The sequence below is a fragment of the Xanthomonas sp. NCPPB 3959 genome (assembly GCF_056675575.1).
Map to the genome: position 1 here is coordinate 99,919 of NZ_JBWWVR010000013.1, position 21,254 is coordinate 121,172.

Here is a 21,254-nt window from a genome sequence, read left to right on the forward strand (position 1 = left end):
AACGTTGCCAACCCGATGTTAAGACGATGTTGACGAAAGTTAAAGCGCCATTCAGAAATGCTCTGAATAGGTGCGTTGAAGCCCCAAAAGAGTGCGCCCGTCACGGAAAAACTGCCTTGATGCACCTCTACGACCTGTAGAGGCTGGTCTCCGCAATCGCGGTTTTGTCTATCCCACAAAAGCTAGAGCTCGCTTCCACGTGCCAGTTGGGCTTGTTGATGGTTGATGGCGAATCCCTAGAAACTGGAACTCAAGACACGCTCACACCCGCCGCTTGAAGCCGCTTTATTAACGGAGCGAGCTCGTTCAAATGCCGCCGAGAACTGTGCACCGACCGTTGATGGACCTCGCCACGCACCTGCGCAGCGCTGGCAGTGACAAACGCTACGCCTTTCAATTCGGACGTATTTTCATTCGATGAAAGTCCACACCACGTCAGCACCCGCGTGATCTGATGCTCGGTATCACGCACCAGATCTTCGTAATGCACATCGAGAATTTTCTCGGGCAGCACCGTGTGCCAGTGGCGCATGGTCTGCTGGTACGCCAGGTAATAGTCGCCAAGCTCATCGAGCGCGTATGAAAACGGATACGCGTTGTAGAACAGGGTCTTGTACATCGCATAGCACGTATCCAGCGGATCGCGCACCAGATGGATGATGCGCGCCCGCGGCAGCGCGGCCGCAATCATGCCGCAGTAAAGGTAATTGACCGGCATTTTGTCGATGAGTACCGGATGGTCGTGCACCACTTCGCGAGCGCCGCGCAGATACTCTTTGCCGACTGCTGCGAAATCGATCTTCAGCGACGCCTGCGCCGCTGTCAGGCCGGGATTGCTCGCCATCACGCCAGAGGTGGCGCTTCCAAGAACTGCTCCGAAATCCATCAATTCGCCTGCAGAGCGCGCGCCGCCGCGTTGTATGAGCAGTCGTTCCAACAAGGTGGTGCCTGACCGCGGCAGGCCGACGATGAAGATCACGCCCTCACCGTCGTGACCAGGCCGCAACGTGCGTAGGGCATCCGCAGCATAGGCTTGGCGCACCGCAGCGATATGCGCACACTCGGCGGTCACGTCGTACTGCAAGGTCGTGCGCTTGCATGCCGCTGCTGCGGTCAATGTTTCGAAGGATTGTGCATGTTGCCCAAGATCTTCCAGTTCCTTGGCCAAGGCGTACAGGCCTGCGGCCCTGGCAGATGGCTCCGATAGCGTGGTTGCCAGCCGGTGGCGCAGGTCGTCCAGATGGTTGTGCTGCCCGGTCTGCCGCCGGAGCGTTGCGCGCAGGTACAGCGCATCGCCAGCATTTGGGGCAAGTTGCAATAGCCGCTCCACGGTGATCTCAGCGGCATCGAATTCACCACCGAAGAACTGCATGGTCGCCAGGTCGTACAGCAAGGCGGGCTGGTCCCCCAGCAACGTCAGCGCTTGCTGATAGGCATCACGGGCTGCAGCCACGTCCTGGCAGCCACTGTACAGCGCGCCGATCCGCCACCACGCGTTGCCATCCGCTGCTGCAAGCGCCTGCGCTTGACGCGCGACCAACGTCGCCTCACGGCGACGACGCAGCTGTATCAGCAGGCTGGCATATTTGATCAATAAGGGAAGTGGCGACGATGCCACCGCTGCAGCGTTGGCGATGCACTCGGCTGCAGCGTGTGGATCACCGTTGGCCAACCGGGCCTCGCTTGCGAATTCGAGCAGGTGCGCGTTGTCAGGCTGGTCTGCGCAGGCGCGATCGGCCAGAGCAATTGCGTCGGCATAACGGCCTTGACGCAGCAATTGATATCCGTCGCGCAAGAGTGCGCGCAGCTGTGTCTCAGTCAATCCATTCTCCCTGTTTGGTGCACTGTGACCGGTCATCTGGCTAGTCGATACGACGCGCGCGCAGCGCCACGCCGGCAGCGGTCACCAGCATGTAGCTACCCATTGCCGCCTTGCGAAGCACTATCACATCACCTTCGGCCAAATGGCCGCGGCTGCTTGCTTCTGTCAATGCCCAGCGCTGGTGCGTATCAAGAGACACCGTGCGGGTGCCGTCTGCCTGATAGGTCACTGCAAGCACTGTTGCGCTCAGTTGCGCAGGCGAGGACCGCCTCGCCGCCGCAGCAGCAGATACTTCATCTGCGCTATGACCAAACTCGCGCACGCCCCTGCTGGCTTCTGCGGCCCGTACGGCCTGCGCTGGCGGGAAGCTGGCGTCGTAGCAGGCCAGCCGCGGCAATGGCTCAAGTACCGACGCGCATCGATGCGTTGGAGTCTCCTGAGCCACCACACCCCATGTGCAACACATGATTGCCAGCCCACACAGTCTCCGCTTGTGCATTTGCGCATCTTCAATCGTCGGTTGCGCCTGAGCATACAAGGCAACCGGACGGCGGTGGAGAGACAGGCCGGCGCTGTTTTGCCTGGCATCGATTGAAGAGGCTGCAAGCGCCCTCTAAGCTGCGAGTCTGAACTGACGCACCTCCTCGCAGGATTACGCCTTGAACATGTCTTTGCAGCAGGCCGCACAACTACTGCAGCAGGGCCAGTTGCAGCAGGCGATCGTGGCGTATCAGCGCGTGCTGCAGACGCAGCCGCGCTCGGCCGATGCCTGGTACAACCTGGGGTACTTGTTACGCCGGACCGGCAATGCGTCCGGTGCGCTGGACGCTTATGCGCAGGCATTGGTCTGTGGCGCAACAGCGCCCGAGCAGATCCACCTCAATCGCGCCGCGCTTTATAGCGACCATCTCCATCAGGAGGCGGCGGCGCTGCGCGAACTCGACCTGGCGCTGCGCTTCCGGCCCGACTACGCTCCGGCGCTGCTCAATCTGGGCAATCTGCACGAGGAACTGGGCGCACGCGATCAGGCGATTGCGGCCTATTGCCGACTTGTCGCTCTTGTCGATACCGACGCCACTACGCACGCGCTGCAACTGCAAGCCACTGCACGCCTGCTGCATCTGAATCCGCCTACTCACGCCGAGGACATACGCCTGCTCACACTCGGGCAGGCAGTCTCGGCACCCGACCAGGATCCGGAGCTTGTCGCCAGCGTGCTGCATGCGCTTGCCCACGCCTACGACCGTCTCGGTCTGCACGCACGCGCTTTCGATGCAGCAAGCGCCGGCAATCGTCATGCTCATGCACAGGCAAGGCGCTACGACCCGCTCCGGACACAACAGCATTTCGACCACATCGCGCAGGTATTTGCCGCAGCCGGTGACGCGACCACCCCGCTGCCGCAGGTTGCTGAGCACGACGCGGTGTCGCCGCTGTTTATCTGCGGCATGTTCCGCTCCGGCTCCACCTTGATCGAACAGGCCTTATCGCGCCATCCCCGCATTGCGGCGGGCGGTGAACTGGATGCGCTGCCACGACTGGTGGCACAGTCGCTGTCGCCGTTTCCGCAAGCCGCACATGCGCTGCCCGCTCAAACCCTGGCGCAGTTGGCAACACGCTATCGGCAACGTGTGGCAGCTGCCGTTCCCGAGCAGGCACGCCTGCGCTATATCACCGACAAACGACCGGATAATTTCCAGCTGATCGGTTTGATCAAGCAGCTGTTTCCTGCCGCCAGGATCGTGCACACGCGTCGCCATCCGCTGGACAACGGGCTGTCGATCTTCATGCATCAGCTCAATCCGCACGGGTTTGGCTATGCGGGTCGGCTGGAGGATATCGGCCATTTCTATGCGCACTATCAACGGTTGATGGGGCACTGGCTATCGCTGTATCCGGACAGCATCCATACCTTCGACTATGACGCATTCGTCGCCGCGCCAGAACCGACCTTGCGCGCCTTGATGGACTTTCTGCAGTTGCCGTGGGAACCAGGCTGCCTGGACTTTCACCTTGCAGGCGGAGCAGTGAGAACCGCCAGCTACTGGCAGGTGCGTCGCCCCTTGCATGCGGATGCGTCTGGGCGCTGGCGACACTACGCTGCGCAACTTGCTCCTCTGCGCGCCGCGCTTGCCCAAGCCGGCATGACGCTTGCCGATTGAACCTAGCCGTCTTCAACCAGCGCGGTGGCGCGCGATGGCGGTCTCCATGGCATTGACCATGCCGCGCTCTTCCTGGGTCAGCAGCGGGTTCCAGATATCGAAGATCAGTACCACGCGCACCCGAGAACTCTCGTTGCGCGCCTCATGCTCGATCGAGTCGTCGAACACCAGCACCTTGCCGACCTCCCAGCGCCGCCAGTCATACCCCACGCGAAAACTGCAGCCCTCCGGCACGATCAACGGCAGATGCGCCACCAGACGCGCATTGGTTTCGCCATGGTGCGGCGGAATCACCGTCTGCGGCGCCAGTACCGAAAACATCGCGTTGGGACACACGCCGTCGATCTGCGCGGCGTCGACCAATGATAATGCGGCTGCAGTGGCGGGACACCGCACGAGATGCTCCTGCACCGGCTTGCCATGGGCCCAGAGCGGATAGGAACTCCACGCAGGCGAATGATTGAGGTCTTTCCATTGATTGACCGGCTGATCAGGCGCGTAGGCGATATAAGGGGCGAATCCGCGTTGATCGTCGTGCATGACCGCATGCAACTCCTGAGCGATTGCGTCGGTCTGGTCCTGCACCGCATCGATCCACGGGAAGGCATCCGTTGCATGAAACGGCAAGGCCGGCAATCGCGGCACATACAGGCGGTTGGATTGGGAATGGAAGGGGCGACTGTGCCCGCAGGCGATCGCTGCGGCCTCGTCCCAGCGCCCCTGTAGCGCTGCATCAACCGCTGCACTTGGGCTCGCAAGCAAGGTCCGCAACTGGGTTTCCAGTTCCAGCGTGTCCTGTTCCACTGCTTGCTTGGCAAGGGCTAGCTTGCGGCGCAACACCGCCGGCCATTGCGGTTCTGGCGGTGCCACTTTCAAAGCATCGCGATAGACCGCGGCGGCCGCACGTGGGCGACCGCGCGCTTGCAGAAACGCCGCCTTGGCCAGCAGGCCGGGCAGGAAGTAGGCATCCAGCGCCAAGGCGGTACTGATGGCCTGCCACTCGCCATCCAGATCGCCCTGCGCCTGCTTCACCACCGCAATGGTCAGCACGATCATCGGGTCGCCTGGGCTGCTTGCGCGTGCGCCGCTCAGATACTCCAACGCTGCCGTTGTGTCGCCCCGCTGATAGGCGTGCACGCCCAGGCTATACAAGGCTTGCGGATGCGCAGGCGCCAATTGACGCACCTGTGCCCATAACTGCTCGGCCTGTTGCCATTGCCCCGCCGATGCCGCGGCACCTGCCTCGGCGATCAGCGCAGCGATCTGTTCGTTGGTCTGTTCGATCTGTACCGCCATGACACCCGCAGCCTGTCAGCGTTCCCCGGCTCGATCATACGGCTTGAGCGGCATCGCAACAGCCAGGCTGCTACGTAGCACCTTGCCTGTGCGCGACCTGCACACGCTGCTGTGAGCGACGACCTGCCAGCGGCGCCGCTTCAGGATGCTTACGCCCTGCAACAAAACATCAATGCGAGTGGCCGCTGTGAGAGTGCGCGTGCCCCTGGTGATCGTGCTCCGCAGCGCCTTTCGACACGCTTTGCGTCCCGCACGGCTCGGTGCCGCAGTCGCCGCTTTCCACCTGCAGGGTGACGTGGGTGATCTCGAAGCGCTCGTGCAGGAGTTCGCCAAGCGCCTCGCGCAGGCGGTCGCGGTCGGTGGTTTCGCTGACCACCACGTGTGCGGTGAGTGCGGGAGTGCTGGAGGCCAGCGCCCAGACGTGCAGATCGTGGACGTCTTCGACGCCGGGATAACTGCTCAGCGCTTGCTGCACCTGAGGCAGGTCGATGCCTTTGGGCACGCCTTCCAGCAATACATTAATCGCTTCGCGCAACAGCACCCAGGTGCGCGGCAGCACCCACAGGCCGATTAGCACAGCCAGCACCGGGTCGATCCACTGCCAGCCTGTCCAGCGGATCAGCAGCGCGCCGATGATCACCGCCACCGAGCCGAGCATGTCGCTCCAGACCTCCAGATAGGCACCCTTGACGTTGAGACTCTCGCCGCTGCCGGCGTGCAACAGCTTCATCGCGATCAAGTTGATCACCAGGCCGAAGCCGGCGATCCACAGCATGCCGCTGGAGGAAATATCCTGCGGCGCGCGAAAGCGTTGCGCCGCTTCCCACAGGATGTAGGCGCCGACTGCGAACAACAGCGCGCCATTGGCCAGCGCGCCTAGCGCCTCCAGACGCACATAGCCATAGGTGCGACGCGCATCGGCAGGGCGTCGGCTCAACCGCACCGCGACCAGAGCGATCATCAAACCCACGGTGTCGGTGGCCATATGCGCGGCGTCGGACAGCAGCGCCAGGCTGTTGGTGATGAACGCGCCGATGACCTCCGCCAACAGGAAAGTGGCGGTCAGCGCGAGAGCCCACCACAACGGTTTCTCGTGGCGGATGTCGCTAGGTGCGTGGTTGTGGTCGTGTCCCATGGATGCGGTGGCCTCGTGCGATCCGCGCACCTTAGGCGCACGCGATGGCGGAGACTATTACACCTGCGCGTGATGACATCACATCACGCGGGCGCAGTGATGTGCCTTATTGCCCACAGGCCGGGTGGCAACTTGGAGCAGCTAACAAAAGCTCTCGAACGCCGCAGCGATGGCGGCAACGTGTGGCCACACTGCCTTAGTGGCAGTGACATTGCTCGGATCGAGAGGAGCCGATCAGACCGCACATCGGACGGCCGCACTACTTGCCCTGCTTGCAACCATGCACACCGACACTCTCGACTGGTCCTTGCCCGCTCACCGTCGCAGGACCTTACGCGGCATGGATGCCGCGTAAGAGCCTACACGGACGTACTTGCGGCGTGTCCCGCGATGGTGAGCGGGCAAGGGCCGCGCAGCCAAGCCGCAAATCATCCGCTCTGCACCCGACGCATACCCGTTCGATCACCTATCAAAACGGATGCGAGTTACATCAAAACGGATACGAGTTACAACGCCGGCGACGCCCACCTGGTGGTGGGCGTAGTAGCTCTATTAGCCGCCCTCAGACCTTGGCCACCAGCTTGATCACGCTGGAAAAATCCAGCGCACCGTTACCGGCCTGGCTGTTCATCGCGTACAGATTGCGCGCCAGCTCGCCGAGCGGAATCGACACGCCCGCCTGCACTGCAGATTCGGCGACCAGCCCCAGATCCTTGAGCATCAGATCGTTGCCGAAGCCGCCGCTGTAACCGCGCGAGGCCGGTGCATTGGGCAACACGCCCGGCCAGGGATTGCAGACTTCGGTGGCCCAGCTGCGCCCGGTGCTGACCGCCATCATCTGCGACAGCACCGCCGGGTCCAGCCCCTGCGCGACGCCCAGCGCCAGCGCCTCGCCGGTGGCCGCCATGATCACGCCCAGCGCCATGTTGTTGCACAGTTTGGCGACCTGGCCGGCGCCGCTGGCGCCAACGTGGAAGATGTTCTTGCCCATGGCCTGCAGCACTGGGCGGGCGCGCTCAAGCGTCTCGGCTGCACCGCCGACGATGAAGGTCAGCGTGCCGGCCGCCGCGCCTGCGGTACCGCCAGAAACCGGCGCGTCCAGCATCGCCAGGCCACGCGCCTGCGCTGCAGCGGCGACCTTGCGCGCGGTAACCGGTGCGATAGTGCTGCAGTCGATCACCAAGGCACCTGCGGGAATTTGCGCCAGAATGCCGGCCTCGCCCAGGTACAACCCTTCGACATGGCGGCTGGCCGGCAGCATCGAGATCACGATCTCCGCATCGGCCAAGGTGTCGCGCGCCGAGCTGGCGGCATGCGCACCGGCGGCGGCGGCGGCGTCCAGTGCGGCAGGCACCAGATCGAAGACGCGTAGCTGGTGCCCAGCCTTGATCAGGTTTGCAGCCATCGGCCCGCCCATATTGCCCAGGCCGATAAAGGCGATCTTGCTCATGGTGTCGGTTTCCAGGTTAGAACGATCATCAATAGTTAGTGTGGCCATGGACGGGCGGCTGGATCGCAAGGCGGCCATCGCAAACTTCGGGCTTGCCGGTGCCAATGCGAACCTTGCGATTCCCCCGCCGCGTCCGCGTTGCGCTAGCCATCAACCGCATTTGCCAGCCACTCAGCGTTCACCGAGTTCACGTGCAGCAAGATCGGCAAGCGGGTGCTCTGCGGCGGGCCAGGGCGATTGGAAAAATGCAGCAGCCCACTGCGTATCCGCTTCTTCCAGCGAGGCCGGTTGCCATTGCGGCTGGCGGTCCTTGTCGATCAGCAGCGCGCGGATGCCTTCGGCAAAGTCGCCATGTGCGGCGACATGCAGCGCCGCCACGTATTCGGTGCGGAAGGTATCGGCTAGGGTGCTTGTAGCCGGATGACGTTGCAGCTCCCAGGCCAGGCGCGCGGAACTGGGCGCGCCAGCTGCGAGCGTTGCGCGTGCGGCTTGCAACCAGGCGTCTTCGCTTTGGAGTGCCAGGATCGTAGCGACCACCTCTTCCAGCGTGTCGCCCGCCACCAGTTGCTCGATCAAGGCCGCATGCACTTGCAAGGGGCCGGGCTCCAGAGCTTGCGCAATGCCGTGCAAAAACGCACCGAGTTGGCCGCGGTCGTCCTGCACATTGCCCGTCCAGGCGTGCGCGCTCAAAGCATCCAGCACCGCTGCGTATTGCGCATGTTCCAGGCGCACATCCGCAAGCCCCGCGTAGATTGCGTCGCTGGCATCCAACGGAGCGCCGGTCAATGCCAGGAACAATCCGGCGCCGTGCGGCACGCGGCGCAACAACCAGCTGCCACCGACATCGGGAAACAAGCCGACGCTGATCTCCGGCATCGCCAGACGCGAGCGCTCGGTGACCACGCGATGGCTGGCGCCAGACATCAGGCCGATGCCGCCACCCATGACAATACCGTGGCCCCAACACAGCAGCGGCTTGGGATAGGTATGGATACGATGGTCGAGCCGATATTCTTCTTCGAAGAACGCTGCAGCATGCGCATTGCCTTGCGGTTGCGCGATGCGTTCTTGCGCATAAGGAACCGCATCGCGATGCGCGCGCATGCTCTGGTACAGACCATGCAGATCGCCGCCCGCGCAGAACGCTTTCTCGCCGGCGCCACGCAACACAACACAGGCAATCTGCGCATCGTCGGCCCAGACGCGCAGCTGCGCATCCAGCAGGCGCGTCATCTGCAACGACAGGCCGTTGAGCGTCTTGGGCGAATTCAAGGTGGCGATGCCGATGCGATGCCCGTCCGCGCAATCGCGTTGCTCGAACAGCACCGGTGTCTCTTCAGTTGCGTTGACATCCACCATCAGCCGTTGCTCCACTGCGGCGCGCGCTTCTCAAGGAATGCCGCGACGCCCTCGGCCTGATCGGCTTGCTCGAACAGATCGACGAAGGCCTCGCGCTCGGCAACCAAGGCCGCAGCGTGCGTGCCATGGCGGGTGGATTGCACCAGGCGTTTGCAGGCCGCAACGCTCACCGGGCTCTGCTTGCCGGCACGCTGCGCCCATGCAACTGCCAGCGCGCGCGACTCGCCCTTGCCCACCACCTCTTCCACCAGGCCGATACGGTGCGCGGTGGCGGCATCGATACGCTCGCCCAGCAGGATCATGCGCTTGGCCCAGCCCTCGCCGACCAGGCGCGGCAGGTTCTGCGTGCCACCGGCGCACGGCAGCAACCCAACGCTGGCTTCCGGCAAAGCCAGTTGCGCCTGCTGCTCGGCAATGCGCAGGTCGCAGGCCAGCGCGCATTCCAGACCACCGCCCATGGCATAGCCGTTGATGGCGGCGATCGACACGCCACGGAAGGCGCTCAAGGCTTCGAAGGCTTCGCCAAACCGCCGCGCCGCTTCGCGTGCGTTGGCTTTATCGCCATCGGCAAACTGCTTGAGGTCGGCGCCGGCACTGAAGAACTTCTCGCCCTCGCCAGTGATCACCAAGGCGTAGATGCTGCGGTCGGCATCCAGCGCGTGTACCAGATCGCGTAGGGCTGCAAGGCTGTGCACGGTCCAGGTATTGGCCGGCGGGTTGCTCAACGTGACGATAGCGACAGGCCCATCGCGCTCGACCTGCAGGCCGGTATGCGTGCGTCCTTCCCAATCGCTCATCGCAGTTCCTCCTCGCCGTTGAGCAGGTGCCGCGCAATGATCATGCGCATCACCTCGTTGGTGCCTTCCAGAATGCGATGCACGCGGCTGTCGCGCAGCAGGCGTTCGATCGGGTACTCGCGGATATAGCCGTAACCGCCGTGGATCTGCAGTGCGTCGTCGCAAATGGCAAAGCCGGCGTCGGTGGCGAAGCGCTTGGCCATCGCGCACCACACGGTGGCATCGTGGCTGCCGGCATCGAGCTTGCGTGCGGCGGTGTGCACCATCTGCCGCGCGGCCACCAATTGGGTGGCCATATCGGCCAGCTTGAATTGCAGCGCCTGGAAATCGGCCAACTTTTTGCCGAACTGTCGGCGCTCGCCCATGTAACGCCGCGCTGCATCCAGCGCGCCTTGTGCCGCCCCCAGCGAACACGCCGCGATATTGATGCGGCCGCCATCGAGCGCCTTCATCGCCATCTTGAAGCCCTCGCCTTCCTTGCCGAGCAGATTGCCGGCCGGGATGCGTACATCGGTAAAGGTCACCCCGCGCGTGGGCTGGCTGTTCCAGCCCATCTTTTCTTCCTTGCGGCCGTAGCTGATGCCGGGCGCGTCGGCCGGCACCACGAAGGCGCTGATGCCGCGTGCGCCATCGTCGCCGGTGCGGGCCATCACTACCAGCACATCGGTGGCGCCGGCGCCGGAAATGAAGGCCTTGCTGCCGTTGAGCACATACGCATCGCCATCGCGCTGGGCGCGGGTTTTCAACGATGCCGCGTCCGAGCCGGCACCCGGCTCGGTCAGGCAATACGAGCCCAGCTTGGCACCGCTGGTCATCGCCTCGCCCCACTGCGCGCGCACCATGTCATTGCCATAGCTGGCAATCAGCCAGGTGGCCATGTTGTGGATGCTGATGAAGGCCGAGGTGGACGGATCGACCGTGGCGAGCTCCTCGAACACCACTGCTGCATCGAGCCGGCGCATGCCCAGGCCGCCCACGCCTTCGTCGGTGTACAAGCCGCAGAAACCGAGCTCGGCGGCCTTGGCGATCGCCTCGCGCGGGAAGTGGCTTTCTGCGTCCCACTGCGCGGCATGTGGGGCGAGTTCCTTGTCGGCGAAGTCGCGCGCGGCGGCGCGGAAGGCCTCCTGCTCGTCGTTCAAATCGGCCGCGTTGGGGTGTAGCTGGATGGCTGCATTCATGGCGATCGGATCACTTGAGAGAGATGGTGGTATTGACGCCATGGCCCAGCGTCTGGTCGTCGAACCAGCGCGCGGTGACGGTCTTGGTCTGGGTGTAGAACATCACCACCTGCTTGCCGTACGGGCCCAGGTCGCCGAGCTTTGAGGCGCGTGAGCCGGTGAAAGAAAACAGCGGCACCGGCACCGGAATCGGCACGTTGATGCCGACCTGACCCACATCGATGTCTTCCTGGAAACGCCGCGCGGCAGCACCGGACTGGGTGAACAATGCGGTGCCGTTGCCGTTGGGATTGGCGTTGACCAACGCAATCGCGTCGTCCAGCGTGTCTGCGCCCAGGATCACCAGCACGGGCCCGAAGATTTCTTCGTCGTAGATGCGCATGCCCGGCGTGACGCCGGAGAAGATCGTCGGGCCGACGAAGTTGCCTTGTTCGAACCCCGGTACGGTCGGGCTGCGACCATCCAGTTCCAGCGTGGCACCCTGCTCCACGCCGGAGGCGATCAGCGCTTCCACACGCTCGCGTGCGGCGCAGGAAATCAGCGGGCCCACGTCGGTGCCCTGCGCATTGCCCGCACCCAGCTTCAAGGTCTTGGCCTTGGCGACCAGTGCCGGAATCCATTGCTGCGCCTCGCCCACCAGCACCAGCGTGGATGCCGCCATGCAACGCTGGCCGGCGGCACCAAAGGCGGCACCAACCATCGCGTTGAGGGTCTGTTCCTGATTGGCGTCCGGCAGTACCACGGCATGATTCTTGGCGCCCATCATGCATTGAACGCGCTTGCCGGCCAGCGATGCCCGGCGATAGACGTGCGTGCCCACCTTGGTGGAGCCGACGAACGACAGTGCCTTGATCTCGGGGTGGTCGCACAGCGCGTTGACCACCTCTTCGCCACCGTGCACCACGTTGAGCACGCCCTTGGGAATGCCGGCTTCCAGCGCGAGTTCCACCAGCCGCATGGTGACCATCGGATCCTGCTCGGACGGCTTGAGCACGAAGGTGTTGCCGGTGGCGATGGCCATCGGAAACATCCACAGCGGAATCATCGCCGGGAAGTTGAACGGGGTGATGCCCGCGCACACGCCCAGCGGCTGCAGCAGGCTGTAGGTGTCCACGCCGTTGGCGACGTTGTTGGCCAGTTCGCCCAGCTGCAGATTGCCGATCGCTGCAGCGTGCTCCACCACCTCCAGCCCGCGGAACACATCGCCTTCGGCATCGGCCAGGGTCTTGCCCTGCTCGGCGCTGAGCAGCGCGGCCAGCTCGTGCATGTGCTCGCGGATCAGTTGCTGGTACTTGAGGAAGACGCGCGCGCGGGTGCCGATGGGCGTCTTGCGCCAGCTGACAAAGGCACGGCTGGCGGCGGCCACTGCGGCGTCGACTTCGGCCGTGGTGGCGAACGGCACCTGCGCCAGCACCGACTGGTCGGCCGGGTTGACCACGTCCTGCCAGTGCGAACTGTCGGAAACCACAAATTCGCCATCGATCAACAGAGACACGCGGGGGACGGATTCGCTCATTGCAGGTTCGCTCGCAGAAGGGGTCGATGCAGATGCTTCGCATTGTTCGCACCCCTCGCCGGCATTCCCAGCCGCCAATTGCTTAATCGCGCTAAGCTGGCGGCACAATTTTGCGAATCTTGCGAATGCCACACACGCAGCCACTTCTGCGCCACCAACTCGGCCTGCGCCTGCAGCGGCTGCGCCAGCGCCATGGCCTGACCCAGGCCGAACTGGCGCGCCGGCTGGCGTTGTCACCGAGCTATCTCAACCAGATCGAGCGCAACCAGCGCCCGTTGACGCTGGCGATCCAGCAGCGACTCAAGGCCACCCTGGGCGACCTCGAAGGCCTGCTGGACCTGGACGACCCCGCCGCGCTGGTGGAACCCTTGGACGAATCGCTGCGCAGCCTGGGCCATAGCCTGTCGGCTGCCGAGCTGCGCGTGCTCACCGGCAATCTGCCGCAGGTGGCGCAGGCACTGCTGGATCTGCACCGCGCCCATCGGCATCTGCTCGAGCGCAATGCCGCACTGGAACTGCAGATCGGTGCCGACCACGCCGCACTGCCCTCGCTGTCGCCCGGCGAGCAGGTGCGCGATTACTTCAATCGCGCGCACAACTACCTGCCCGAACTGGATGAGCGCGCCGAAGCGCTGTATGCCGAACTCGGGCTGACCCCGGACAACCTTGCGCTGCGGCTGCGCCAACGCCTGGCCGATCGCCATGGCTTGTTGGTGCAGGACGCCACCGACCTGCTCAGCGACAAACGCAGCGTGGATACGCAGGCGCGCGTGCTGTGGCTGCCTGCGCATCTGCGCCCCGGCCAACAGGCCTTCCAGATGGCGGCGCAATTGGCGTTGCTGGAGTGTGCGCCGCTGCTGGAGGCGCGCATTGCCGATGCCGGATTCGAAGATGCCGAGCGCATCGCGTTGTCGCGCATTGGTTTGTCGAACTATTTCGCCGGCGCCCTGGTGATGCCGTATGGCGAATTTCTGCACAGCGCGCAGACCTGCCGCTACGACATCGAATGGCTGGCCGATCGTTTCGATGTGGGCTTCGAGGCGGTCTGCCACCGGCTCAGCACTTTGCAGCGGCGCGGTGCGGCCGGCTTGCCGATCTTCTTCATGCGGGTGGACCGCGCCGGCAATGTGTCCAAACGTCACTCGGCAACCGACTTCCACTTCTCGCATGTCGGCGGCGCTTGCCCGTTGTGGATCGTCTACGAAGCCTTCAATCAGCCCGACCGCATCCTCACCCAGATCGCGCGCATGCCCGATGGCCGGCGCTATTTCTGGCTTGCGCGGCAGGTCAGCAGTGGCGCGCCCGGTTATGGCCGCCCGCGCAAGACCTTTGCATTGGCGATGGGCTGCGACCTGCGCCATGCCGATCAACTGGTGTATGCACGCGGCTGGGACCTGGATGCGGTGGACGATGCGGTGCCGATCGGCCCGGGCTGCCTGACCTGCGAGCGCAGCGACTGCGTGCAGCGCGCGTTCCCTGCCTTGCCTCGATTGCCGGCCAGCGCGCGCTAGGCAGCAGACAAGGCTGCGCAGGCGCTCCAACACAACCTTCTGGTTGCTATGTCGCCACTTACGCCGCAACTGTGACGGGCCAATCGTTATCGCTGCACTGCAGCATTCCAACGTGAGATAGCTCACGCAAAATGCTTCATTGGAATGGAATGGCTTGCGCTTCTACCCTGAAGCGGACACATGCAGGACAGGGGGACGCCAACGCGATCGCTCGATGAGCGTTGCAGCGTCACGCAAACGAACCGTGCTTCACACCGCAATACCGCACCACCTCAGTCATGCCCGCGCAGATGCGCCAGAAGCGCCCCTGCGCCAGACGGCCGCAGCAACGGCCACCATCTCCATTCGGTAACTTTGTCCTGGGAGGGATCAAACGATGCCCGTTCACCACACCGGCCACTCGGCCAGCCGGCGCCTGCGCCGCACCCCTGCGCGCGACGTTCTCTGCACCACCATCGCCTTCGTTCTGGCCAGCGCGTTCAGTGCGCACGCACAGGACAGCGCGCCTGCGCCTGCCGCAGCGCCGGCCAGCGACAGCGCCGCCGCGCCGCCACCGGTCACGCTCGACAACATCACCGTGATCGGCCAGCGCGCCAGCCTGAATCAGGCGGTGCAGGCCAAACAGATGTCCGATCACGTCATGGAAGTGATCTCGGCCGACAACATGGGCCAGATGCCCAATGTCACCGTGGCCGAAGCGCTGGTGCGCCTGCCCGGCGTCAACGGCACCCGCGACCGCGGCAACGAGAGCCTGGCCACCGTGCGCGGCCTGGGCCCGCGCATGACCATGGGCACCGTCAACGGGCGCGAAATCGCCTCCTCCGAACCCAACCGTGCGGTGCGCTGGGAAGTGTTCCCCACCGAGATCGTCTCCACCGTCAAGGTCTACAAGACCCAGTCGGCGGACCTAGTGGCCGGTGGCCTTGCCGCAACGGTGGACATCTCCACCATCAGCCCGCTGGACTACACCGGCCCGGGCTTTGTCGGCACCGCCGGCCCGGTGTTCTACGACCACGCCAAGGACGTGGACGGCTACACCCCGTGGGGCAACCGCTTCGGCGCCAGCTGGGTGCACAAGATCAACGACAACCTGGCGGTTGCGCTTGGCGCGACCTATCAGAAGCAGAAGAACTCCAACTCCTCGATCGGCAGCTGGGGCTACACCGATGCCACCACCTCGCGCGATGTGGATGGTGACGGCACCGTGGATCCCACGCCGTTCGGCGCGGCCGACCAGCTCAAGCTGACCGACCAGACCCGCACCGGTGCGATGGGCACGGTGCAATGGCGCTCGGGCAACTTCGAGTTGAAGTTCGACGGCCTGTATTCGCGGATCGAAATCGACGAAGACCAGTTGCAGAACTGGTTCAACGGCCTGGCTTTCAGCACGTTCTCCACAGGTGCCAATCCATACACCACGCCTGGCTCGTCCTACACCATCGTCGATGGCGATGTGGTCGCCGGTACGCTGGCCAACTCGAACCTGCAGGTCGACCATGTGGTCAGCCACTACAACGAGGTCAAGACGCTCACCGCCGGTGGTTTGAACGCCAAGTGGAGCGGCGATGTGTGGACGCTGGGCAGCGACCTGTCGTTCTCGCAGGCCAAGCGCGACAACACCTGGCAGGCGGTGCGCTTCGGCAGCAATCCGGACACTGTCTCGTTCGATTTCCGCCGCAGCGTCACCCCCACCATCAGCACCAGCTCGGACACGCCCGAATACGGCATCGCCGGCCAGACCGAGCCGCAGGGACTGCGCGACAAGATCGCCGCGCTCGCGCTCAACGCCAGCCGCGCGGTCGATGCCGGCCCGTTCACCTCGCTGGAATTCGGCGCACGCGCCGCGCGTCGCGAAAAGCAGAACCGCCGCTTCATCAGCAATCAATCCGGCTACGACCAACCGATTTCGGCGTATCAGGGCCTGATCTATCCGGTCACCATGCCGGACTTGAACGTGCCTACGCTGACCGGCGGCAACATGGACGCCATCGCCGAGATCGGCTTCGGCGGCTTCGATCCGAGCACGCTCGACGAACAACTGCTCGACCACTGGAACGTCAAGGAAGACGTGCGCGAAGCCTTCGCCAAAGCGGTGTTCAGCTCGCAGGTGTTCGGCACCGATGTCACCGGCAATATCGGCGTGCGCCTGGTCAACACAAAGACCACCAGCGACGGCTTCGATTCGGTCGGCAACACCGTGCAGGCCAGCACCGACAGCAAGGAATACACCGACGTCCTGCCCAGCGCCACCGTCAACTTCCTGATCGACGATCAACGCATCCTGCGTTTCGCAGTGGCCAAGGTCATCGCGCGCCCGCCGCTGGACGAGCTGCGCACCGGCCGTCGCCTGGACGACCCCACCGTCACCGTCGGCCAGCTCACCGGCAGCGGCGGCAACCCGCAGCTGGATCCGTTCAAGGCCACCCAGGTCGATGTGTCCTACGAGTGGTACTTCCACAAGGAAGCGCTCGCGGCGATTGCGGTCTACCGCAAGGAAGTGGATTCCAGCATCGGCTACCGCACCGACCGTGAAGTGATCAACGGCCTGGATTACCTGGTCAGCGCGCCGTTCAATGGCGGCGGCGGGCATATCAACGGTGTGGAGCTCACCTTCCAGACGCCGTTCTACTTCATCCCGCACATGGAAAACTTCGGCGTCTATTCCAACTTCTCGCTGGTCGATTCCAACCTCAAGGAATTCTCGCCGGTCGACAACCCGTTGCCGCTGAGCGGCCTGGCACGCAAGACCGGCACCTTCGATCTTTGGTACAGCAACGGCAGCTTCGAGGCGCGTGTGGGTTACAAGTACCACAGCCCCTACACCGTAGTGTACGGCTGGAATGCGGCGCGTCTTGCCCGTCTGCAGAGCGAAGGCACGGTGGACTTAAGCCTGAACTGGCAGTACAGCAAGCAGCTCAGCTTCCGCTTCCAGGCCGGCAATCTCACCAACGAACCGCTGCGCGCCTACACCGACAACAAGCCCAACCGCCTGGCCAATCAGGACGACGGTGGCTACCAGGTGTTCGGCCGTCGCTATGCGCTGGAAGCCAGCTACAAGTTCTAAGCGCAGCTGACACAACCGCTGCGCGACTGCGACACCGGTGCGGTTGGTGCGTGGAATCGGATCTGTCATCGACGTTCCGATTCCGCGCACCGGCCGCACGTCAGCACCGCTGCGTGCGGCACGCTGTCACCCGCTCCACGTTTTTCTGTCGAGGAATTGCATGCGCTCTACACGCCGCCTCTGGACGCCCGCGCTACTGGCGCTGGCCATCTCCACCTTCGCACACGCCGCCCCGGCCCCCGCCACGTTGTATCTCGGTGCGGACCTGTCCTACGTCAACGAGATGGAAGAGTGCGGTGTGCAATACCGCGAGAACGGCGTGGTCAAAGACCCGTTCGAACTCTTCCACGCGCACGGTGCCAATCTGGTGCGTGTGCGCCTGTGGAACGACGCACGCTGGACCCGCTACAGCGACCTGTCCGACGTCAAGAAGACCATCGCGCGTGCACGCGCGCAAGGCATGCAGGTGTTGCTGGACCTGCACTACTCCGACGATTGGGCCGATGGCGAAAAACAGCTGATTCCCAAGGCCTGGGCCAGCATCACCGATACCGATGAGCTGGCGCGCACGTTGTATGGCTTCACCTACGACACGCTGAGCGCGCTCGACCGTGCCGGCCTGATGCCGGAACTGGTGCAGGTGGGCAACGAAAGCAATTCCGATCTGATGGACAGCATTCCCTGGGACAAGAAGCGCCCCATCGACTGGCAACGCAACGCCAAACTGTTCAATGCCGGCATCAAGGCCGTGCGCGATATCAGCGCACGCTCGGCGATCAAGCCACGGGTGATGCTGCATATCGCCCAGCCGGAAAATGTGGAACCGTGGTTCGCCGCCGCCACCAAGGCCGGCGTCACCGACTACGATCTGATCGGCATCAGCTACTACCGCAAATGGTCGACCCAATCGATGGCCGAACTGGGCAAGACCATCAAGCGCCTGCGCGGCCGCTACGACGCCGATGTGGTGGTAGTGGAAACCGCGTATCCGTGGACGCTGGAGTCCGGCGACACCTCGCACAATCTGCTCGGCGAAGACTCGCTGATTCCCGGCTACCCGGCCACACCGCAAGGCCAGTCCCGCTACATGATCGATCTCACCCAGCTGGTGATCGACACCGGCGGCGCCGGCGTGGTGTATTGGGAACCGGCATGGACCAGCAGCAGCTGCAAGACGCGCTGGGGCACCGGCTCGTCGTGGGAAAACGCCAGTTTCTTCGATTTCAAGCATGACAACGAGGTGTTGCCGGCGATCGATTTCATGCGCCACCCGTATACCAGCGTGCCGGCATCGAGTCAGCCCGCAACAGGCAAGCCGGCATCGCTCAAGCAGGACACCGCTTCCGGCGCCAGCAAGAGGACACAGCCATGACCGGCATCAATCGTCGCGAGCTGCTGCGCGGCATGCTGGCAAGCGGTGTGAGCGCCGCTCTCCCCGTCGGCGCAGCCGGTGCGTCAGTGCCCGCCATCGCCGGTGCAGCGCCAGCCGTAGATAAGAACGCCATGCCGCTTGGCGCGCTTGGCGATGCAACGCTGGCACCGCGCGAACGTCTGTTATTCGACTTCGGCTGGCGTTTCCATCTCGGCCATGCCAGCGATGCATCGCGCGACTTCGAGTTCGGCACCTTCCAGCGCACCTTTGCCAAGGCTGGCAAGGACACCGCGACCGCCGCGCAGCTCGCCTTCGACGACAGTGCCTGGGAACTGCTGGATCTGCCGCACGACTGGGCCGTTACCCTGCCCTTCCGGCAGGAACCCATCTCGGCCACCATCACCGAAGAAGACCCGGCCGCCGCGCACGGCTACAAACCGCTGGGCACGAGCTTTCCGGAACACAGCGTGGGCTGGTATCGCCGCACGCTGCAGATTCCCGCAAGCGATTTGGGCAAGCGCATCAGCCTGGTGTTCGACGGCGTGTTCCGGGACTGCATCGTGTTCTGCAACGGCCACATCGTCGGGCGCAATGCCAGCGGCTATTGCGGCTTCGAGGTCGACCTCAGCGAAGTGCTCGACTACGGCAAGCCCAACCTCATTGCCGTGCGCGTAGATGCCACGCTGGGCGAAGGCTGGTTCTACGAAGGTGCCGGCATCTATCGGCATCTGTGGTTGCAAAAGACCGACCCGCTGCATCTGCCGCAAGACGGCGTGTTCGTGCGCAGCACTGTGCAAGGCGACAACGCAACCGCGCAGGTGTCCACCGAAGTCCGCAACGACGGCACCGCCCCGCGCCAGTGCAACGTGCAAGCGCGCGTGACAGCACCGGATGGGCGCGTCGTCGCACAAGCGGTCAGTGCAGCGGTCACCGTTGCACCGGGCCAGGTGCAGGTTGTCGAACAAACCGTGCCGCTCGGCCAGGCCGCGCTATGGTCGATCGACGACCCGCAGCTCTACAGCCTCACCACCAGCGTGCACAGCGACGGCAACGCGGTCGATGCGCTAGCGACGCCGTTCGGCGTACGCAGCATTGCCTTCGATGCGCAGCGCGGCTTTTTATTGAATGGTGCACCGCTCAAACTGCACGGCACCAACAACCACCAGGATCATGCCGGCGTCGGCACCGCCATCCCGGACAGCCTGCACGAATGGCGCCTGCGCCAACTCAAATCGATGGGCTGCAACGCCTATCGCAGCTCGCACAATCCGGCTACGCCCGAACTGCTCGCGCTATGCGACCGCCTCGGCATGTTCGTGATCGAAGAAACCCGGCGCATGTCCACCGACCCGGAAGCGATGGGCGAACTGGAGACGATGGTGCGGCGCGGGCGCAATCATCCCAGCGTGATCCTGTGGTCGCTCGGCAACGAAGAGCCGCAGCAGGTCACCGAGCGCGGCGCACGCATCGTCAGCCGTATGCAGCAACGCGTGCGTCAGCTCGACCCCACCCGCCCCACCACCTTTGCCATGGACAAGGGCTTTGGCGATGGTGTTGGCCAGGTCGTCGATGTGGTCGGTTTCAACTACCGCACCAGCCAGATGGACGGCTTCCACGCGCAATACCCCAACATCCCCATCTACGGCAGCGAAACCGGCAGCACCGTGTCGGTGCGCGGCAACTATCAGCGCGACGACACCCGCGGCTACACACGTGCCTACGACACCGACCACCCGTGGTGGGCGAGCACTGCCGAAGCCTGGTGGAGCTACGTCGCGCAACGCCCGTATATCGCTGGCGGCTTTATCTGGACCGGCTTCGATTACCGCGGCGAACCCACGCCCTACAACCGCTGGCCGAATGTCGCCTCGCAGTTCGGTGTGCTCGACAGTTGCGGCTTTCCCAAGGACAACTACTGGTACTACCGCGCGCAATGGACCAGCGAACCGGTGCTGCATCTGTTCCCGCACTGGAACTGGGTTGGCCTGCTGCAGCCCGACGACAAAGGCCGCGTCGCCGTCTGGTGCCATAGCAATCTCGAGGCGGTGGAACTGCTGGTCAACGGCGTCAGCCAGGGCCTGCAACAGGTGCCGGCCTACGGGCATGTGGAATGGCGCGTGGCTTATGCGCCGGGCGTGATCGAAGCGCGCGGCTATCGCGGCGGCAAGCTGGTGCTCACCGAACGCCGCGAGACAGTCGGCAAGCCGGCTGCGATCCGCTTGAGTTGCGATCGCAACGCATTGCGCGCCGATGCCGAAGACGTGGCGGTAGTAAAGGTCGAAATTGTCGATGCACAGGGCCGCGTCGTTCCCACCGCCGATACGCTGGTGCAATTCTCTTTACGCGGCGCAGGCAAACTGATCGGCGTCGGCAACGGCGACCCCAGTAGTCATGAGGACGACAAGGCACCGCAGCGCAAAGCGTTCAATGGCTTGTGCATGGCGTTGCTTCAGGCAACTAAAAAACCCGGCGACATCATCTTGCAAGCGACTGCGCAGGGCCTGACGCCAGCGACCCTGCGCGTGACTGCCCAAGCGACCAAACCACGCGCAGCAGTCACCTGACGCAACTCGCCCCGTTGGTCACGGGGCG

14 protein-coding genes are annotated in these 21,254 nt (G+C 64.0%); 5 read left to right on the plus strand and 9 right to left on the minus strand.

Annotated features, from left to right (window positions below; genetic code table 11):
- Positions 1-250: 250 nt before the first annotated feature.
- Both AC1KVG_RS15950 and AC1KVG_RS15955 read right to left on the minus strand, forming a co-directional pair.
- Positions 251-1,822: a tetratricopeptide repeat-containing sulfotransferase family protein gene (locus tag AC1KVG_RS15950; protein ID WP_481095026.1), complete on the minus strand. Its 1,572-nt coding sequence runs from the start codon at positions 1,820-1,822 to the stop codon at positions 251-253.
- Positions 1,823-1,862: 40 nt separating this feature from the next.
- Complete coding sequence (locus tag AC1KVG_RS15955; protein ID WP_481095066.1) at positions 1,863-2,321, minus strand: hypothetical protein; 459 nt, start codon at positions 2,319-2,321, stop codon at positions 1,863-1,865.
- A gap of 160 nt (positions 2,322-2,481) precedes the next feature.
- Between AC1KVG_RS15955 and AC1KVG_RS15960 the strand changes: the two genes are divergently transcribed.
- Entirely contained in the window at positions 2,482-3,984 is a 1,503-nt protein-coding gene (locus AC1KVG_RS15960; RefSeq protein ID WP_481095027.1) for a sulfotransferase family protein, read from the plus strand.
- Between the two features lie 12 nt (positions 3,985-3,996).
- Here AC1KVG_RS15960 and AC1KVG_RS15965 read toward each other — a convergent pair whose 3' ends face one another.
- The 7 genes from AC1KVG_RS15965 to AC1KVG_RS15995 form a co-directional block, all read right to left on the minus strand.
- Entirely contained in the window at positions 3,997-5,280 is a 1,284-nt protein-coding gene (locus tag AC1KVG_RS15965; RefSeq protein WP_481095028.1) for an aspartyl/asparaginyl beta-hydroxylase domain-containing protein, read from the minus strand.
- 169 nt (positions 5,281-5,449) lie between these two features.
- The gene (locus AC1KVG_RS15970) at positions 5,450-6,415 is read right to left on the minus strand and encodes a cation diffusion facilitator family transporter (protein WP_481095029.1); all 966 of its coding nucleotides are present in this window, start codon (positions 6,413-6,415) and stop codon (positions 5,450-5,452) included.
- Positions 6,416-6,977: 562 nt separating this feature from the next.
- Positions 6,978-7,880 (minus strand): 3-hydroxyisobutyrate dehydrogenase, encoded by a 903-nt coding sequence (gene mmsB, locus AC1KVG_RS15975; RefSeq protein WP_481095067.1) that lies wholly within the window; start codon positions 7,878-7,880, stop codon positions 6,978-6,980.
- 156 nt (positions 7,881-8,036) lie between these two features.
- Positions 8,037-9,224 carry an enoyl-CoA hydratase/isomerase family protein gene (locus AC1KVG_RS15980; protein WP_481095030.1) on the minus strand — a complete coding sequence of 396 codons (1,188 nt, stop codon included), beginning with the start codon at positions 9,222-9,224 and terminating at the stop codon, positions 8,037-8,039.
- Positions 9,224-10,021: an enoyl-CoA hydratase gene (locus AC1KVG_RS15985; RefSeq protein WP_481095031.1), complete on the minus strand. Its 798-nt coding sequence runs from the start codon at positions 10,019-10,021 to the stop codon at positions 9,224-9,226. Before AC1KVG_RS15985 ends, AC1KVG_RS15980 begins: the two co-directional genes overlap by 1 nt.
- Entirely contained in the window at positions 10,018-11,199 is a 1,182-nt protein-coding gene (locus AC1KVG_RS15990; RefSeq protein WP_481095032.1) for an acyl-CoA dehydrogenase family protein, read from the minus strand. Before AC1KVG_RS15990 ends, AC1KVG_RS15985 begins: the two co-directional genes overlap by 4 nt.
- 10 nt (positions 11,200-11,209) lie before the next feature.
- The gene (locus tag AC1KVG_RS15995) at positions 11,210-12,715 is read right to left on the minus strand and encodes a CoA-acylating methylmalonate-semialdehyde dehydrogenase (RefSeq protein WP_481095033.1); all 1,506 of its coding nucleotides are present in this window, start codon (positions 12,713-12,715) and stop codon (positions 11,210-11,212) included.
- Positions 12,716-12,840: 125 nt separating this feature from the next.
- Here AC1KVG_RS15995 and AC1KVG_RS16000 point away from each other — a divergent pair, with 125 nt between their 5' ends.
- The 4 genes from AC1KVG_RS16000 (at position 12,841) to galA (ending at position 21,226) form a co-directional block, all read left to right on the plus strand.
- A complete protein-coding gene (locus AC1KVG_RS16000) occupies positions 12,841-14,226 on the plus strand; it encodes a short-chain fatty acyl-CoA regulator family protein (RefSeq protein ID WP_115038339.1) in 1,386 nt (461 codons plus the stop codon).
- A 376-nt stretch (positions 14,227-14,602) separates the two neighbouring features.
- Positions 14,603-17,290 carry a TonB-dependent receptor gene (locus AC1KVG_RS16005; protein ID WP_481095034.1) on the plus strand — a complete coding sequence of 896 codons (2,688 nt, stop codon included), beginning with the start codon at positions 14,603-14,605 and terminating at the stop codon, positions 17,288-17,290.
- Between the two features lie 160 nt (positions 17,291-17,450).
- The gene (locus AC1KVG_RS16010; RefSeq protein ID WP_481095035.1) at positions 17,451-18,662 is read left to right on the plus strand and encodes a glycoside hydrolase family 53 protein; all 1,212 of its coding nucleotides are present in this window, start codon (positions 17,451-17,453) and stop codon (positions 18,660-18,662) included.
- Complete coding sequence (gene galA, locus AC1KVG_RS16015) at positions 18,659-21,226, plus strand: beta-galactosidase GalA (RefSeq protein ID WP_481095036.1); 2,568 nt, start codon at positions 18,659-18,661, stop codon at positions 21,224-21,226. The genes AC1KVG_RS16010 and galA overlap by 4 nt, the downstream gene beginning before the upstream one ends.
- Positions 21,227-21,254 lie beyond the last annotated feature (28 nt).

What these genes read in the sequence shown, in the direction of transcription:
- galA (WP_481095036.1), top strand. Translation starts at nt 18,659, where the DNA reads ATGACCGGCATCAATCGTCGCGAGCTGCTGCGCGGCATGCTGGCAAGC.
- AC1KVG_RS15980 (WP_481095030.1), bottom strand. Translation starts at nt 9,224, where the DNA reads ATGGTGGATGTCAACGCAACTGAAGAGACACCGGTGCTGTTCGAGCAA.
- AC1KVG_RS16005 (WP_481095034.1), top strand. Translation starts at nt 14,603, where the DNA reads ATGCCCGTTCACCACACCGGCCACTCGGCCAGCCGGCGCCTGCGCCGC.
- AC1KVG_RS16010 (WP_481095035.1), top strand. Translation starts at nt 17,451, where the DNA reads ATGCGCTCTACACGCCGCCTCTGGACGCCCGCGCTACTGGCGCTGGCC.
- AC1KVG_RS15955 (WP_481095066.1), bottom strand. Translation starts at nt 2,321, where the DNA reads ATGCACAAGCGGAGACTGTGTGGGCTGGCAATCATGTGTTGCACATGG.
- AC1KVG_RS15965 (WP_481095028.1), bottom strand. Translation starts at nt 5,280, where the DNA reads ATGGCGGTACAGATCGAACAGACCAACGAACAGATCGCTGCGCTGATC.
- AC1KVG_RS15990 (WP_481095032.1), bottom strand. Translation starts at nt 11,199, where the DNA reads ATGAATGCAGCCATCCAGCTACACCCCAACGCGGCCGATTTGAACGAC.
- AC1KVG_RS15985 (WP_481095031.1), bottom strand. Translation starts at nt 10,021, where the DNA reads ATGAGCGATTGGGAAGGACGCACGCATACCGGCCTGCAGGTCGAGCGC.
- AC1KVG_RS16000 (WP_115038339.1), top strand. Translation starts at nt 12,841, where the DNA reads ATGCCACACACGCAGCCACTTCTGCGCCACCAACTCGGCCTGCGCCTG.
- AC1KVG_RS15995 (WP_481095033.1), bottom strand. Translation starts at nt 12,715, where the DNA reads ATGAGCGAATCCGTCCCCCGCGTGTCTCTGTTGATCGATGGCGAATTT.
- AC1KVG_RS15970 (WP_481095029.1), bottom strand. Translation starts at nt 6,415, where the DNA reads ATGGGACACGACCACAACCACGCACCTAGCGACATCCGCCACGAGAAA.